At 74.7% G+C, this 14093-nt stretch carries 12 protein-coding genes; 6 read left to right on the plus strand and 6 right to left on the minus strand.

From position 1 onward, the window contains the following. Window positions 1-385: 385 nt before the first annotated feature. The 3 genes from AMK24_RS19720 to AMK24_RS19730 all read left to right on the plus strand — a co-directional run bounded on the left by AMK24_RS19720 (window position 386) and on the right by AMK24_RS19730 (window position 3794). Window positions 386-1147 (plus strand): alpha/beta fold hydrolase, encoded by a 762-nt coding sequence (locus AMK24_RS19720; protein WP_073770115.1) that lies wholly within the window; start codon window positions 386-388, stop codon window positions 1145-1147. After that, window positions 1144-1689 carry a hypothetical protein gene (locus AMK24_RS19725; protein ID WP_242435192.1) on the plus strand — a complete coding sequence of 182 codons (546 nt, stop codon included), beginning with the start codon at window positions 1144-1146 and terminating at the stop codon, window positions 1687-1689. The genes AMK24_RS19720 and AMK24_RS19725 overlap by 4 nt, the downstream gene beginning before the upstream one ends. 629 nt (window positions 1690-2318) lie before the next feature. Then, window positions 2319-3794 carry a UDP-N-acetylmuramoyl-L-alanyl-D-glutamate--2,6-diaminopimelate ligase gene (locus AMK24_RS19730; protein WP_073770116.1) on the plus strand — a complete coding sequence of 492 codons (1476 nt, stop codon included), beginning with the start codon at window positions 2319-2321 and terminating at the stop codon, window positions 3792-3794. Window positions 3795-3971: 177 nt separating this feature from the next. On the opposite strand, the gene AMK24_RS19735 is transcribed toward AMK24_RS19730, so the two are convergent. Further along, window positions 3972-4598, minus strand: a complete 627-nt coding sequence (locus tag AMK24_RS19735) for a TetR/AcrR family transcriptional regulator (RefSeq protein WP_073770117.1) — start codon at window positions 4596-4598, stop codon at window positions 3972-3974. 153 nt (window positions 4599-4751) lie between these two features. Between AMK24_RS19735 and AMK24_RS19740 the strand changes: the two genes are divergently transcribed. Both AMK24_RS19740 and AMK24_RS19745 read left to right on the plus strand, forming a co-directional pair. Continuing rightward, complete coding sequence (locus AMK24_RS19740) at window positions 4752-6371, plus strand: ABC-F family ATP-binding cassette domain-containing protein (protein ID WP_073770118.1); 1620 nt, start codon at window positions 4752-4754, stop codon at window positions 6369-6371. Between the two features lie 69 nt (window positions 6372-6440). Further along, complete coding sequence (locus AMK24_RS19745; protein WP_073770119.1) at window positions 6441-7673, plus strand: macrolide family glycosyltransferase; 1233 nt, start codon at window positions 6441-6443, stop codon at window positions 7671-7673. Here the strand turns inward: AMK24_RS19745 and xylB are convergent. Then, a complete protein-coding gene (gene xylB, locus AMK24_RS19750) occupies window positions 7624-9108 on the minus strand; it encodes a xylulokinase (protein ID WP_073770120.1) in 1485 nt (494 codons plus the stop codon). The genes AMK24_RS19745 and xylB overlap by 50 nt on opposite strands. A 275-nt stretch (window positions 9109-9383) precedes the next feature. Between xylB and xylA the strand changes: the two genes are divergently transcribed. Beyond that, the gene (gene xylA / locus AMK24_RS19755) at window positions 9384-10550 is read left to right on the plus strand and encodes a xylose isomerase (protein ID WP_073770121.1); all 1167 of its coding nucleotides are present in this window, start codon (window positions 9384-9386) and stop codon (window positions 10548-10550) included. 164 nt (window positions 10551-10714) lie between these two features. Here xylA and AMK24_RS19760 read toward each other — a convergent pair whose 3' ends face one another. From AMK24_RS19760 to AMK24_RS19775, 4 genes are all read right to left on the minus strand, one after another. Next, the gene (locus AMK24_RS19760) at window positions 10715-11971 is read right to left on the minus strand and encodes an ROK family protein (RefSeq protein ID WP_073770122.1); all 1257 of its coding nucleotides are present in this window, start codon (window positions 11969-11971) and stop codon (window positions 10715-10717) included. Window positions 11972-12104: 133 nt separating this feature from the next. Continuing rightward, window positions 12105-12761 (minus strand): DUF305 domain-containing protein, encoded by a 657-nt coding sequence (locus AMK24_RS19765; protein WP_242435193.1) that lies wholly within the window; start codon window positions 12759-12761, stop codon window positions 12105-12107. After that, on the minus strand, window positions 12758-13408 hold the full coding sequence (locus AMK24_RS19770) for a DUF3105 domain-containing protein (RefSeq protein WP_073770123.1): 651 nt from the start codon (window positions 13406-13408) through the stop codon (window positions 12758-12760). Before AMK24_RS19770 ends, AMK24_RS19765 begins: the two co-directional genes overlap by 4 nt. A 127-nt stretch (window positions 13409-13535) precedes the next feature. Then, window positions 13536-13964 carry a hypothetical protein gene (locus tag AMK24_RS19775; RefSeq protein ID WP_073770124.1) on the minus strand — a complete coding sequence of 143 codons (429 nt, stop codon included), beginning with the start codon at window positions 13962-13964 and terminating at the stop codon, window positions 13536-13538. Between the last annotated feature and the right edge of the window lie 129 nt (window positions 13965-14093).

Raw genomic sequence — 14093 nt, forward strand, 5'->3', positions numbered from 1 at the left:
GAAGGCTTCCGCGCCCGCCGGGACCGGCGAACCCTTCGCCGCCGCCCAGGCCGCCCTCGCCCACGGGTGGCCCCACGAGCCCTTGCGCGCGCTGTTTCTGCTTACGGTGACGGCGGACCGGACAGCGGACTCACGTGAGTGGAAGGGTGAAAGGGGCCCTCGTGGAGCGTGTACGAAAGCGACCGCGTCAACGCGGAGCGCATGACCAGCCCGCCCAGCCGGTGGACCGGACGCCACGTCCTCGGCCCGACCACGGCCGGAAAGCCCCCCGCGGCATCGGCCGCCGCCCCGCGCGGAGCGCCCCCGCTCACGGCCGCATCGGGCGTCGGCCGCGCCCTGGAGCGCCTCCGGGGCCCGTCGCCGTCCGCATGGGAAGGGCGGGCCGATGGAGTTGACGACAAGGGGCGGGTTCTCCACCCGCGTCTTCGGAACGCCCCCGCGCGCCGGCGAGCCGGCCCTGGTGCTCGTCCACGGGCTCGGCCTCTCGGGACGCTACTTCGTCCCGCTCGCCCGGCGGCTGGCGGCGCGGGGGGCCACCGTCCTCGTACCCGACCTGCCCGGCAACGGGCGCTCCCGGGCAGCCGCCAGGCGTGCGCCGGACATCACCCGGCACGCCCGCGCCCTCGCGCACTGGCACCGGCGACTGGCCCTGGGCCCGGTCGTGCTGGTGGCCAATTCGGTGGGCTGCCAGACCGCCGCCGCGCTCGCCGCCGAGCATCCGCGCACCGTGAGCCGACTGGTCCTGATCGGTCCGGCGCTCGACCCCGCGGTGCCGGCCCGGCGCCAGGTCCTCCGGCTGGTCGAGGACGCGCCCCGCGAACCTCTGCGCCTGTTCGGGATCGCGGTCTCGGACTACTTGGTCACGGGCCCGGCACGGTGCGCCGTCGAGTTCCGGCATGCCCTGCGGGACGCCGCCGACTCGTTCGAGGCGCACCTGGCACACGTCCATGCGCCGACCCTCGTCATCCGCGGAGCGGGCGACCCCCTAGCGTCCCCGGCCTGGACCCGGCGGGCGGCGCTCCTCACCGGCGACGGCCGGACCGCCGAGATCCCCGGAGCCGCCCACGCGGCCCACTACAGCGCGCCCGACGCCACGGCGGCACTGATCCGGAAATTCACAGCGGACGGACCCGGAGAACCCTCATGACGGCACCACCCCCTCGCGGCGCGACCCGCGCCGAGGGCGCCAAGGGCCCCTCGCCCTGGCTGCGCCTGCTGCCCGGCATCTCCCCGAAGCGCCGCAGCTACGTGCTGGCCTGGTACGGGTTCACGCTCACCTTCGGCGGAATGCGGCTGCTCACCTGGCTCATCCACATCGATGTGGGCGGCTTCGGCGATGTGAGCGCCGGCGGGGTTCATCTGCACCACTACGTATGGGGCATCCTGCTGCTCATGGTGGTCGGCGCCGCCGGCCTGTCCGAGAACTCCCCGCGCGCCCGCGCCTGGCTCGGACTGGCCTACGGGGTGGGCATGGCCCTCGTCATCGACGAGGCGGCCCTGCTGATCAGCCTGGAGGACGTGTACTGGGACACCGAGGGCGGGCTCAGCATCGCCATCGCCATCACGGTGATCGCGGTGGTCGGCACCGTCCTGGCCGTGACCCGGGGGCGGCGCGCGTCACGGGCGGAAGAGGAAGCCGGCCGGAAACCGGCCGAGGAGGCCGCGGAGCCCCGCCGCGGAGACTCCTGAGCCCGCGTCCGGGAGGCCGGACGCTCCCTCGCGGGACCGCGGAGCCGTCGGGGCGGCGCCTCCCGTGCCCACCGCATCGGCGTCGGGAGCGGACCGGGTCGCGCCGGACAGGGCGGGACGGCGTCCGGCCGGACCGCGGGGGCGAGGAGCACCGGAGCGGAGGCCGCCGGGCTCCCACGGCTGCCGAAGCCTGACGTGCCCCGGTCCGTCCCGTGCGGGCCGGGGCGCGTCGGGCCGGACGTACACTCGGCTCATGGGTCGTAGCGCCGAACAGAGGACGTGCCCGCACCGGGCCGCCTCCGCGCTGCCCCCGGCCGCGGCGCCCGGAACGGGCCGTACCGCGCCGCACGGCCACGGCTAGCGATCTCCCGCGTCCGCGGCCCCGGGCCGCTCCGGTCCGCCGCCCCCGGCGAACGACTCCGGCCTCTCCGAGCCGGAGAGCCCCCCCGCCGCCCCCCGGCACGCGCCGGAGCGGCGATCCACGACCGGCTCCCCGGCGCCACCACGCGCGCCTGTCCACGAGCACCACCGCATGACTGACCACGTCACGCATCACGCGGCGCACCCGCCCGTGCCGCTGCCGGGCGACGGCCCCGGATACGGACCGAACCGCACTCGAAGGGACCATCGTGAAGCTGAGCGACCTACTGGCCGGGCAGGACCACCACGTACTGCAGGGAAAACCGGACCGCACGCGGATCACGGCCGGCACGACGTTCGACGCCGAACGGGTCGTTCCCGGATCGGTCTTCGTCGCGGTACCCGGCCACGCGGCCGGCGGCCCCGACGCCGTGGCGCCGGCCGTCGCCCGCGGTGCGGCGGCCGTCGTCGTCGACGCCCAGGCGCCGCCTCTTCCCGCGATGACCGGCGAGGTGTGCGCGATCCGGGTGCCCGACGCCCGCAAGGCCGCGGCCGTCATCGCCTCGCGCTACTTCGGTGAGCCGGGCCGGGCGATGGACCTGATAGCCGTCACCGGGACCAACGGCAAGACCTCCGTCTCGTACATGGTCGAGTCGGTGCTGCGGCTCGCCGAGGGGGCCAGGGTCGGCGTGATCGGCACGGCGGGGAGCCGGGTCGGGGACGAACCGATCCCGATGCCGCCCTCGGTGCTCTCCACCCCCGAATCGCCCGACCTCCAGTACCTGCTGAGCCGGATGCGCGACAGCGCGGCCGGCAGTGTCGTCCTGGAAGCCACCTCGATGGGCCTGCTGACACACCGTCTGGACCGGACCTTCATCGACGTGGGCGTCTTCACCAACCTGTCGCAGGACCACCTCGACGACCACGGCACCATGGAGCACTACCGGGACGCCAAACTCCGCCTCTTCCAAGGGCTGTGTCGGCGGGCGGTCGTCAACGCGGACGACCCGGTCGGCGCCGCCGTGCGGGAGCTGATGCCCGACGCAGTGACCACGTACGCCCTGGACGGTCCGGCGGACTACCTCGCGACCGACCTGGCGGTGGACGCCTCGGGAACCCGGTTCACCCTCCACCACGACGGCCGGAAGTATCCGGCGGCGATCCCGTCCCCGGGCCGCTTCTCCGTCTCCAACGCCCTGGCCACGGTGGCCGCCTGCCACCTGCTCGGCCACGACCTGGCCGGGCTGGTCGACGCGCTGGAGCGCATGCCGCAGATTCCCGGCCGCTTCGAGCGCCTCCGCACCCCCGACGGCACCTCGGTGATCGTGGACTACGCCCACTCCCCGGACTCCCTCGACAAGGTCCTGACCACGATCCGGGGCTTCGCCGAGGGCCGGGTCGTCACCGTCTTCGGCTGCGGCGGCGACCGCGACACCACCAAGCGCGCGGAGATGGGCGCCATCGCCGGTACCCACTCCGACCTGTGCGTCCTCACCTCGGACAACCCCCGGTACGAGGACCCCGAGGCGATCCTCGACCAGATCGCGCCGGGCATCGCGACGACCGGAACGCCGTTCGAACGGTTCACGGACCGCCGCGCGGCCATCGCCTGCGCCCTCGCCTCGGCGGGACCGGCCGACATCGTGCTGATCGCCGGCAAGGGCAGTGAGCCCCACCAGATCGTCGGTGACGAGCTGCTGCCCTTCAGCGACATGGCGACGGTGCGCGAGCTGATCGGCCAGTAGGCGGCACCGGTCGCCGGGGAACCGCACCGGAAGCAGTTCCGCCCACGCGCCCGCGTGGGCCTGACCCGTTCCCCGGCCGGGCCGGTTCCCCGGCTCTCTCCGTCGCACGGGTGCTCCGGGGCCGCGTCACGGCGGCGGGGCCACTGCGCCGAGGCCCCGGCCGGGCCCGCCCGGGGGTCAGACCTCGTCGTCCGGAGAGGAGCGGGCGAACGCGCCGGCCGCGGCGGCCAGGACCGCCGTGGTCGCCGCCTGTGCGGCCAGGCGGGGGTCCGGGGCGGTCCGCAGGAGCACCAGGTGGTGGTAGAGGGGTGCGGTGGCGGCGATCAGCAGTCCTCGGGCGTCCGTGCGGGGCGGGAGTTCGCCGCGTTCGACGGCGCGCTCGACGACGGCCTCGCAGCGGGTGTACCGGTCCTCCCACAGCCGTTGCTGGGCCTCGGCCGCGCGCGGGGAGCGGAACGAGGCGGCCATCAGGGCCTGGGGGACCGACGGCCGTACGACCAGGGCTTCCTGGATCTCCTCGTTGAGGGCCGTCAGGTCGCCGCGCAGGGAGCCGGTGTCCGGCGGCCCCCAGTCGTCCTCGCCCGCCGCGTCGAGGACGTCGGCGAGCAGACCGCCGACGTCCTGCCAGCGCCGGTACACCGTCGCCCGGTGCACACCGGCGCGCGCCGCGACCGCTTCCATCGTCAGCCCCTCGTAGCCGTGTTCACCGAGTTCGGCGCGCACCGCTTCGAGCACCTGGGCCCGGATGCGCGCGGTCCGGCCGCCCGGCCGGCGTTCCGGGGTGTCGTCCGTCGGCGGCGTCATCGGCAATCCGGTTGCCCGGTGAGGAGGGTCATGCCACCATCTTAAAGCAACAGTTGTCGCACTAGTGGAGTCGTCGATGTTCCTCCGAAGCTTCCCCCCGGCCTCGCGGTCCGCCGCCACCGCCCCGTCCACGACAGCTTCGGAGTCCCCACTGTGCCCACCCAGCTCACAGCACTCGCCGTCGGCAAGGCATTCGACGGCAGGACCGTCCTCGACTCGGTGACCTGCTCGCTCGTTCCCGGCGAGCGCACCGGCATCGTCGGCGAGAACGGGTCCGGCAAGACCACCCTGCTGCGGCTGCTCGCCGGGCGGGAGAGCCCTGACCGGGGACGGATCGTCGTGCGGGCCGAGGGCGGCGTCGGTTATCTCGCCCAGGAGGAGGATTTGCCCGTCGGCATGACGGCCCAGCAGGTCATCGACCGCGCCCTCGGCGACCTCCGCGCGATCGAGGCCCGGATGCGCCGCCTGGAGACGGCGATGGCCGCCGGGGACGAGTCGGTGCTCGACGCGTACGCCGACGCCGTCTCGGCCTTCGAACTGCGCGGGGGCTACGACGCCGACGCCCGCCTGGAACGCGCCCTGCACGGACTCGGACTGCGGCAGGTGGACCGCGCCTCCACCATGGGCGCGCTCTCCGGCGGCGAACGGGCCCGGTTGCGGCTCGCCGCGGTGCTGGCGGCGGCCCCCGAGGTACTGCTCCTCGACGAGCCGACCAACCACCTCGACGCGGCCGCCCTGACCTGGTTGGAGGAGCACCTGCGCGGCCGGCGGGGCGCCACCGCCGTCGTCTCCCACGACCGGGGCTTTCTCGAACAGGTCGCCACGAGCCTCCTGGAGGTGGGCGGGGACCGCCACGACGTCGTGCGGTACGGCAACGGCTACGCCGGCTACCTCGCGGAGAAGGCCGCGGCCCGGGTGCGCCGGCGGCAGCGTCACGAACGGTGGTGCGAGGAGGCCGGCCGGCTGCGCGACACGATCGCGGGCGCCGCCCGCCGGGTGGCGCCCGGCCGGCCGATGAAGGACGGCGACAAACTCTCCTACAACCAGGCCGGCGCCCGCGTGCAGCAGGCACGGGCAGGGCGCGTCCGCAACGCCGAGGAACGGCTTCGCCGACTGCTGGCCGACCCCGTCCCGGCCCCCTCGGAACCCTTGCGCTTCGCGCCCGTACTGCGTGCCGCGCCGCTGACCGGTGCTGTGTTCGACGCCGCCGGGATCTTTGTCGCGGGCCGGCTCGCCCCGGTCGGTCTGACGGTCCGGGCGGGCGAACACCTGCTGATCACGGGCGGGAACGGGGCGGGCAAGAGCACCCTGCTGCGTGTCCTGGCCGGCGAACTGGCCGCCGACGGCGGGCGCCTCCTCCGGCGCGGCCGGATCGGCTTCCTCCCGCAGGACCCGGCGCCCGGCGCGCCCGATGAGACCCTGCTGGCCGCCTACGGCCGGGGCCTGCCCGGAGGGCCGGACGAACACGCCGAACAGCTGCTGGCGCTCGGTCTGTTCGACCGCGCCCGCCTGCCGGTGCCCGTCTCCCGGCTCTCCACCGGTCAGCGGCAGCGACTCGCCCTGGCGCGGCTGGTCTCCCGGCCCGCCGACGTCCTCCTGCTCGACGAGCCGACCAACCATCTCTCTCCGGCGCTCGCCGAGGAATTGGAGACCGCCCTGGCCGGTTTCGGCGGCACCGTCGTCCTGGTCAGCCACGACCGGCTGCTCCGGCGCCGCTGGCGAGGCACGCGGCTGACCCTCCCGGCCGCCCGTGAGCCCGTACCCAAGGGCTGAGCCCCGCCGCCTGCCCCGGTCCTGAGCCTTCCCCCCCGGATCCCCCCTACCCGAAGCGAGCGATCACCCTTGTCCCGGCACCGTTCCCACATCGCGCTCATCGGCATCCCGATCATCAGCCACGTCCTGCCCGGCCTCGGCATCGTCCGGGAGCTGGTGGCCCGCGGCCACCGGGTCACCTACGCCAACGACCCGGCCGTGGCGGACCGGATCGCCGCCACCGGCGCCGAATTCGTGCCCTGCGCCTCGACGCTGCCCGTGGCCGACAACAGCTGGCCCGCCGATCCCGTCGCCGCTATGGACCTCTTCCTCGACGACGCCGTCCAGGCGCTGCCCCGGCTGCACGCCGTCTACGACCACGACCCCGCCGACCTGTACCTGTACGACATCGGCGCCTACGCCGCCCGCGCCCTCGCCGAAGCGCAGGGACGGCCCCTGATGCAGCTGTCCCCGTCCTTCGTGGCCTGGGAGGGGTACGAGGAGGAGGTCGCCGCCCCCCTGCGGGACCTGCCCGGCGCCACCGCGTACCGGGAGAAGTTCGCCCACTGGCTCGCCGGCTGTGGGGCGACCACGCTCGACGTGGACGCCTTCTCCGGCCCTCCGGCGCGGGCCCTCGCGCTGATCCCCCGGGCCATGCAGCCCAGCGCGGACAGGGTCGACCCCCAGAGGGTCGCCTTCGTCGGGCCCTGCCCCGACGCCGACACCGAAACCGCCTCGTGGGCCCGGCCGGAGGGCGCCGAGAACGTCCTGCTGGTCTCCCTCGGCTCGGCCTATACGCACCGGCCGGAGTTCTACCGCCAGTGCCTCGCGGCGTACGGAAACCTGCCCGGCCGGCATGTCGTGCTCCAGATCGGTGCGTACACCGACCCGCGCGAACTCGGTGACGTCCCGCCCAACGTCGAAGTGCACTCCTGGGTGCCGCAACGGGCGGTCCTGGAACAGGCGGACGCCTTCGTCACCCATGCCGGGATGGGCGGCTGCGGCGACGGGCTGCGCGCGGGCGTCCCGATGATCGCCGTGCCCCAGGGAGCCGAACAGTTCATGAACGCCGACCGGCTGGTCGAACTGGGCGTCGCCCGCCGGATCGACCCCCCCGACGCCACGGCCGAAACCCTCCGGGCGGCCCTGAACGATCTGCTCGCCGACCCGGAGACGGCCCGCAGGTCGGCCGGTCTGCGCGCCGACGCCCTGGGCGAGGGCGGCGTTCCGCGTGCCGTCCGCCTCATCGAGGAACTGCTGGCCCCCGAGGGCGTCAGGCCCCGCCGAGCAACGGCGCCGACGCCCGGTCCAGGACCGAGGTGACCCGCCCCCAGGTCTCCAGGTCCCTTTCCACCGGGGGAAGTTCGCGGTCCGATCCGGCAGCCCGCCATGCCGCGGCCAGGGCCACCGGGTCGCCCCCGCCCGCCGCCGCGGCCGCGAGTGCCGCCGCGCCGAGGGCGACTAGCTCCCCACCGCGCGGGAGGACCAGCGGCCGGCCGGAGAGGCGGCGCACCGTCTCCACCCACGTCCGGCCCTGCGCCCCGCCGCCGATCAGCCGCAGCGGGCGGGCCGCGACCTCGGGGGCGTCCGGGTCGAGGCCGCAGGCGGACAGCAGGGCGTCCAGGGCCCGCAGGACGGTGACGGCCGCGCCCTCGTAGGCGGCCCCCAGGAGCTGCTGCCGGGTCGTGTCGTGGCGCAGCCCGGTCAGCAGCCCGGCGGCGGTCGGCAGGTCGGGGGTCCGTTCGCCGTCGAGATAGGGCAGCAGGACCGCCTCGCCGCCGGGCGCGGCGTCCTCGCGGTCCAGGCCCAGCAGGGCGGCCACCTTGTCCACGGCGAGCGTGCAGTTGAGGGTGCAGGCCAGCGGGAGGTAGGCGCCGTCGGCGGCGGCGAACCCGTTCAGCACGGTGGAGGCGGGCCGGGTGCGGGAGGCGGCGAACACCGTGCCGGAGGTGCCGAGGCTGAGGACCGGGTGGTCCAGCAGCCCCTCACCGCCCAGCCCGAGGCCCACGGCCGCGCTCATGTTGTCGCCGGTGCCGGCCGCCACCGCGATGCCCGGGGGCAGCCCCAGCGCACGCGCCGCCGCTTCGGTCAGCGAACCGATCCGGGCCGCCCCGGTGGGCGCGACCTCGGGCAGCAGGGCCGCGTCGAGGCCGAGGAGATCCAGCAGTCCGGGGTCGTACGCGCCGGTGGCGGTGGAGTACCAGCCGCTGCCCGAGGCGTCCCCGGGGTCGGTGGCGGCGACGCCCGCCAGCCGTTCGGTCAGGAAGTCGTGGGGGAGCCGCACCGCTGCCGCGGCCGCCGCGCTCGCCGGGTCGTTCTCGCGCAGCCACCGCCACTTGGAGGCGGTGATCGAGGCGACCGGCACGGAACCGGTCCGCTCGGCCCAGGCCCCGGGCCCGCCGAGCGCCTCGGTGAGCGCGGCGGCCTGCGGTGCGGAGCGGGTGTCGTTCCACAGCAGTGCGGGGCGCAGCGGCCGGCCCGCCGCGTCCAGCACGACGAGCCCGTGCTGCTGCCCGGCGACCGCGATGCCGGTGACCGCGCGGCCGGGCAGACCCGACTCCTTCAGCCCGGCGGCCACCGCCTCGCCCAGGGCCCGCCACCAGGTCTCCGGATCACTCTCCCGCGCCCCGCCCTCCCCGGTGACCACGTGCGGGGCGCGGCCCACGGCGAGCTGCTCGCCGCTCCCGGCGTCGAGGAACACGGCCTTGGTGGACTGGGTCGAGCTGTCCACGCCGATGACGACGGCGGGTGAGGGCATGGGAGCCTCTTTCGCGCTGGTGGGGGCCGGGCATGGCGGCCGGGTATTCGGCTGCGGTAAGAACAAATTACGGGACGCGCGGGCCTCTGCCCAGGGGGTGATGCGGCTCCCCGTGGGGTGCGGCGGCCGACTCCGTGCGGCAGGGGGCTGCCGCTCCGTACGGCAGGGGGCTTCCGCGTCCCGATGCGGTGTGCTTAATTAATCATGACACTGAACAAATAGGGGTGCCGGGCTCTCCGCCGGGCGTCCCGACGGCAGGCGAAGGCGGTCGGACGATGACGGAGCGCTTCACTCCCACTCCGGAGGACAAGTTCAGTTTCGGGCTGTGGACCGTGGGCTGGCAGGGCCGGGACCCCTTCGGAGACGCCACCCGCGCGGCCCTCGACCCCGTGGACGCGGTGCGGCGGCTCGCGGAGCTGGGCGCCTGGGGCGTGACCCTCCACGACGACGACCTGATCCCCTTCGGATCGCCGCAGGCGGAGCGCGAACGGATCGTCCAGCGCTTCCGGAAGGCGGTGGACGACAGCGGGCTCGTGGTGCCCATGGTGACGACGAACCTCTTCACCCACCCCGTCTTCAAGGACGGCGGCTTCACCGCCAACGACCGCGACGTACGCCGCTACGCGCTCCGCAAGACCCTGCGCAACATCGACCTCGCCGTCGAACTGGGGGCGAAGACCTTCGTCGCGTGGGGCGGCCGGGAAGGCGCCGAGTCCGGCGGGGCGAAGGACGTCCGCCTGGCCCTGCACCGGATGAAGGAGGCGTTCGACCTGCTGGGCGAGTACGTCGTCGAGCAGGGCTACGACCTCCGCTTCGCCGTCGAGCCCAAGCCGAACGAGCCGCGCGGCGACATCCTGCTGCCCACCATCGGCCACGCCCTGGCCTTCATCGAGCGCCTGGAGCGCCCGGAGCTGGTCGGCGTCAACCCGGAGACCGGGCACGAGCAGATGGCCGGGCTCAACTTCCCGCACGGCATCGCCCAGGCCATGTGGGCGGACAAGCTCTTCCACATCGACCTCAACGGCCAGTCCGGTATCAAGTACGACCAGGACCTGCGCTTCGGAGCGGGCGATCTGCGCCAGGCGTTCTGGCTCGTCGACCTGCTGGAGAGCGGCTACGAGGGCCCCCGCCACTTCGACTTCAAGCCCCCGCGTACCGAGGACCACGACGGTGTCTGGGCCTCGGCCGCCGGCTGCATGCGCAACTACCTCATCCTCAAGGAGCGCGCCGCCGCCTTCCGCGCCGACCCCGAGGTGCGGGCGGCCCTGCGCGCGTCCCGCCTGGACGAACTGGCGCGCCCCACCGCGGGCGACGGCCTGGCGGGCCTGCTGGCCGACCGCACCGCGTACGAGGACTTCGACGTGGACGCCGCAGCCGAGCGCGGCATGGCCTTCGAGGCCCTGGACCAGCTCGCGATGGACCACCTGCTGGCCGTGCGCTGACACGCTGACACCGGGCGGGCCGGGACCGGCAACGGCCCCGGCCCGCCCGCACGGCCCGCGAGCCCTCCCGCCTGCCCGCCCCCCTGCGAGCCCCATTCGCCCGCCGGGGTCCCGGCGCATCCGTGCCCACCGGGCCGCACCCGTCCGGGAGGGGGCGCCGCCCCTCACCCGCCGGACGCCCCCACCGCATCCGCGTACGCCACCGGATCGTCCAGCACGCTCTGCACCACGAGCGCCGCCGCGCCCCGCGCCGCGTCGCCCGCCACCGACGACGCCCGGAGCCTGCCGCCGCCCGGGGACCAGAGCCCCGACACCACCCGGCCGGCCAGCTCCTCGCCGGCGGGCGGCGACAGCCACGGCATCAGGCCCCGGTAGATCCCGCCGAGCACCACCGCGTCCGGGTCGATCAGGTTCACCGCCCCCGAGAGCACCCGGCCGAGCATCCGGCCCGCCTCCCCGACGGCGGCCACCGCGCGCGGATCTCCCGACGCCGCGCGCCGCTCCAGTTCCAGCACCCCGCCGGCGCCGCCCGGGCCCTCGATCCCGGCGGACCGCAGCAGCGCCGTCTGCCCGGCGTACTGCTCCAGGCACCCCCGCGAGCCGCACCGGCACTCCGGGCCCGCCGGGTCCACCACCACATGGCCGATCTCCCCGGCGAAACCGTGCGCCCCGCGCAGCAGCTCGCCGTTCAGGACGAGGGCGCCGCCGACCCCGATCTCCCCGGTCAGATAGAGAAAGGTGCGTACGTCCTCCAGCCCCCCGAACCACAGCTCGGCCAGGGCCGCGAGGTTGGCCTCGTTCTCCGAGGCCACCGGCAGAGCCGGGCGGCCGGGGCGCAGGGCCGCGAGCGCGTCGGCGAACACCTCCTGCGCCGGCACCTCGTTCCAGCCCAGGTTGGGGGCCTGCCGCACCGAGCCGCCGGAGACCAGGCCCGGCAGCGCCAGCGTCGCGCCCACCGGCCGCAGCTCCTGCTCGGACGCCGACTCCAGGGTCCGGGCGGCGAGCCGGGCGGCCCGTGCCAGGGTCTCCCCGGCGGGCGCGCCCCGGTTGTCGAGGTGCTCGGTCTGCCGGACCCGCCCGGTGCCCGCCAGGTCCACCACGCAGACCGAGACGTAGTCGACGTTGATCTCCACGCCGAGCCCGGCCGGTCCTGTGCGGGCCACCTTGAGCGCGGTGCCGGGGCGGCCCGCCTGCCCGCTGAACGTCTTGCCCGACTCGGTGAGGAACCCGCTGTCCATCAACTGCTCCACGAGCGAGGACACCGCCGCCCGGGTCAGCCCGACGCGGGCGGCCACCCCGGCGCGGGTCGCCTCGCCGCGCTCGCCCTCGTCCCGCACGGCGCGCAGTACCAGGCTCAGATTGTGCCGTCGCACGGTGTCCTTGTCGGCCTTGGGCCCCAGCGGAGTGAGGATGCTCTTCATATCGTCGCCGAGCCTATGTGATGGGCGGACACGGCAGGGGCGGCCGCGGCCCTCGGCCGTGACCGCCCCTGCCGTGTTCGGAGTCCGTCGCCCGGCGTCCGGTGCTCAGGACCCGTTGCCCGGGGCCCGTCGCTCAGGGCTTGGCGCCCCGTTCCTCCAGCATGTGCGCCATCAGGCCCATCTCCGACCGCTGGCCGCGGACCATGCCCGCCGCGAGATCCCGGATGACGTCCGTCTCCGCCGCGTCGGCGGCGGCCCGCGCCATGTCCGCGCCGGCGCGGTGGTGCACAGTCATCAGCCGCAGGAACAGCACCTCGGCCTTCTCGCCCTTCGCGGCGGTGAGCGCCGCCAGTTGGGCGTCGGTGGCCATGCCCGGCATCAGCGCACCGTCACCGGTCGGCGCCACGGTGTGCCCCATCCACTCCATCGGAGGCCCGGCCGCGCTCTTCGGCAGCCCCCACACCTCCAGCCAGCCCAGCATCATGCCGCGCTGGTTGGCCTGGGTGTTGATGATGTCGTACGCGAGACGCCGCACGTCCTCGTCGTCGGTGCGGTCCCGCACGATGAACGACATCTCGACCGCCTGCTGGTGGTGGATCGCCATGTCCCGGGCGAAGCCCGCGTCCACGGAGTCCTCCGCCGGAGCGGACAGGGACGAGGGCGCCCCGGACGGGGACGCCGCGGAGGGGCGTACGACCATCAGCGCCACCAGCCCCAGCGCGACGAGCAGCACACCGGCCCCCGCGACCACCATCCGGCGGGTGGCGCGGGACGGGGCGGGAGCGGTCACTTGTCCAGCCCGCCGGTGCAGGCGGCCCCCGGCTCGGGGGTCTGCGGGCCCTGCACGTACTTGGTGAAGAACTGCGCGACCCGGTCGTCCGACGCGCTCTTCACCGTGACCTGCTTGCCCCACGCGCTGAGCATCAGCGGGTCCTTCTGGTCCTTGACCGGGCTCATCAGGGAGTACGGGGTCGCCTTGACCTTCTTGGCGAGCGCCTCGACGTCCGCGTCCGACGCCTTCTCGTTGTACGTGACCCAGACCGCGCCGTGCTCCAGCGAGTGCACGGCGTTCTCCTTGGGCAGCTCGTGGGTGTAGACGTCCGCGTTGCAGTTCATCCACACCTGGTTGTGGTCGCCGCCCACGGGCGGGTTCATCGGGTAGTCGACCTTGGTCGCCACGTGCTCCTGCGTCAGCTTGTCCCAGCTGCGCTCGCCGGTGACCGGCGAGGTCTTGGCCTGCTGGTCCTTCTTCTCCTTCTCGTCGGCCTGCGCCATCAGGTAGCCGCCGCCGGCGACCAGGGCGGCGACCACGGCGACCGACGCGCCGATGGTGAGGATGCGGCCCCGGCGCTCGCGGGCGCGCTCCTTGCGGCGGGCCTCTTCGAGCTTGGCGCGGCGGGCCGCGGCCGGGTTGTTCGGATTCTGGGTGGAAGCCATGGGAAGTCCTCGTCGTTCAACCGGTGCATACGGGGCGATGCATGAGGGGGAAAGGGGTTCAGGGCATGCGGAACGCCGCTCCCGGTGAACCGGCGCCGGGGCGCGGCGGGGGAGCGGAACCCGGGTTCTAGACCCGTTGAACCTGGAGACGCAGTTGATCGACGGAACGCACCCCGTCGTGCGCGGGGCCCCTGATGGCCGCGGCCCCGGTGAGCGGAGCGGCGGGGACACGCGCCACGGGCGAGGGGACGCCCGCGGGGGCCGACGGTACGGGCAGCACGACGGCCACCGTGTGCGTCGAACCGCCGTGGCACGACGTACCGAGCCCGCTGTCGCCCGGCGTGGCCAGCACGACGGGCTCGAAGGCCGCCTGGGGGATCGGGGTGAAGGCGCGGGCGGCGGCCGGACCGGGGGCCGCGGCGACCGGTACGGCCGCGGACGGGGCGGCGGCCGAACAGCAGAAGAGCATGGCCAGGAGGAAGAAGGTCCAGCCCAGGGCGAGAGGCGTGCGGGAGCGCCGCCACTGCTGGTCGCTCCGCCTGCTCACCCTGGTCATCGCCCGTCATCGTAGTGGGTGCATGAAAGTTCAAAGAACGCGGGTCGCGCCGTTCGCGGGACAGTGTGCCCGAGACGCCGCCCCGCGAACAGGGGCCAATTAATTTACAGGTGTAATACCTGTTAACGT

The organism is Streptomyces sp. CB02366 (assembly GCF_001905905.1).
Classification (GTDB): domain Bacteria; phylum Actinomycetota; class Actinomycetes; order Streptomycetales; family Streptomycetaceae; genus Streptomyces.

What these genes read in the sequence shown, in the direction of transcription:
- AMK24_RS19720 (WP_073770115.1), top strand. Translation starts at nt 386, where the DNA reads ATGGAGTTGACGACAAGGGGCGGGTTCTCCACCCGCGTCTTCGGAACG.
- AMK24_RS19725 (WP_242435192.1), top strand. Translation starts at nt 1,144, where the DNA reads ATGACGGCACCACCCCCTCGCGGCGCGACCCGCGCCGAGGGCGCCAAG.
- AMK24_RS19735 (WP_073770117.1), bottom strand. Translation starts at nt 4,598, where the DNA reads ATGACGCCGCCGACGGACGACACCCCGGAACGCCGGCCGGGCGGCCGG.
- xylB (WP_073770120.1), bottom strand. Translation starts at nt 9,108, where the DNA reads ATGCCCTCACCCGCCGTCGTCATCGGCGTGGACAGCTCGACCCAGTCC.
- xylA (WP_073770121.1), top strand. Translation starts at nt 9,384, where the DNA reads ATGACGGAGCGCTTCACTCCCACTCCGGAGGACAAGTTCAGTTTCGGG.
- AMK24_RS19760 (WP_073770122.1), bottom strand. Translation starts at nt 11,971, where the DNA reads ATGAAGAGCATCCTCACTCCGCTGGGGCCCAAGGCCGACAAGGACACC.
- AMK24_RS19770 (WP_073770123.1), bottom strand. Translation starts at nt 13,408, where the DNA reads ATGGCTTCCACCCAGAATCCGAACAACCCGGCCGCGGCCCGCCGCGCC.
- AMK24_RS19775 (WP_073770124.1), bottom strand. Translation starts at nt 13,964, where the DNA reads ATGACCAGGGTGAGCAGGCGGAGCGACCAGCAGTGGCGGCGCTCCCGC.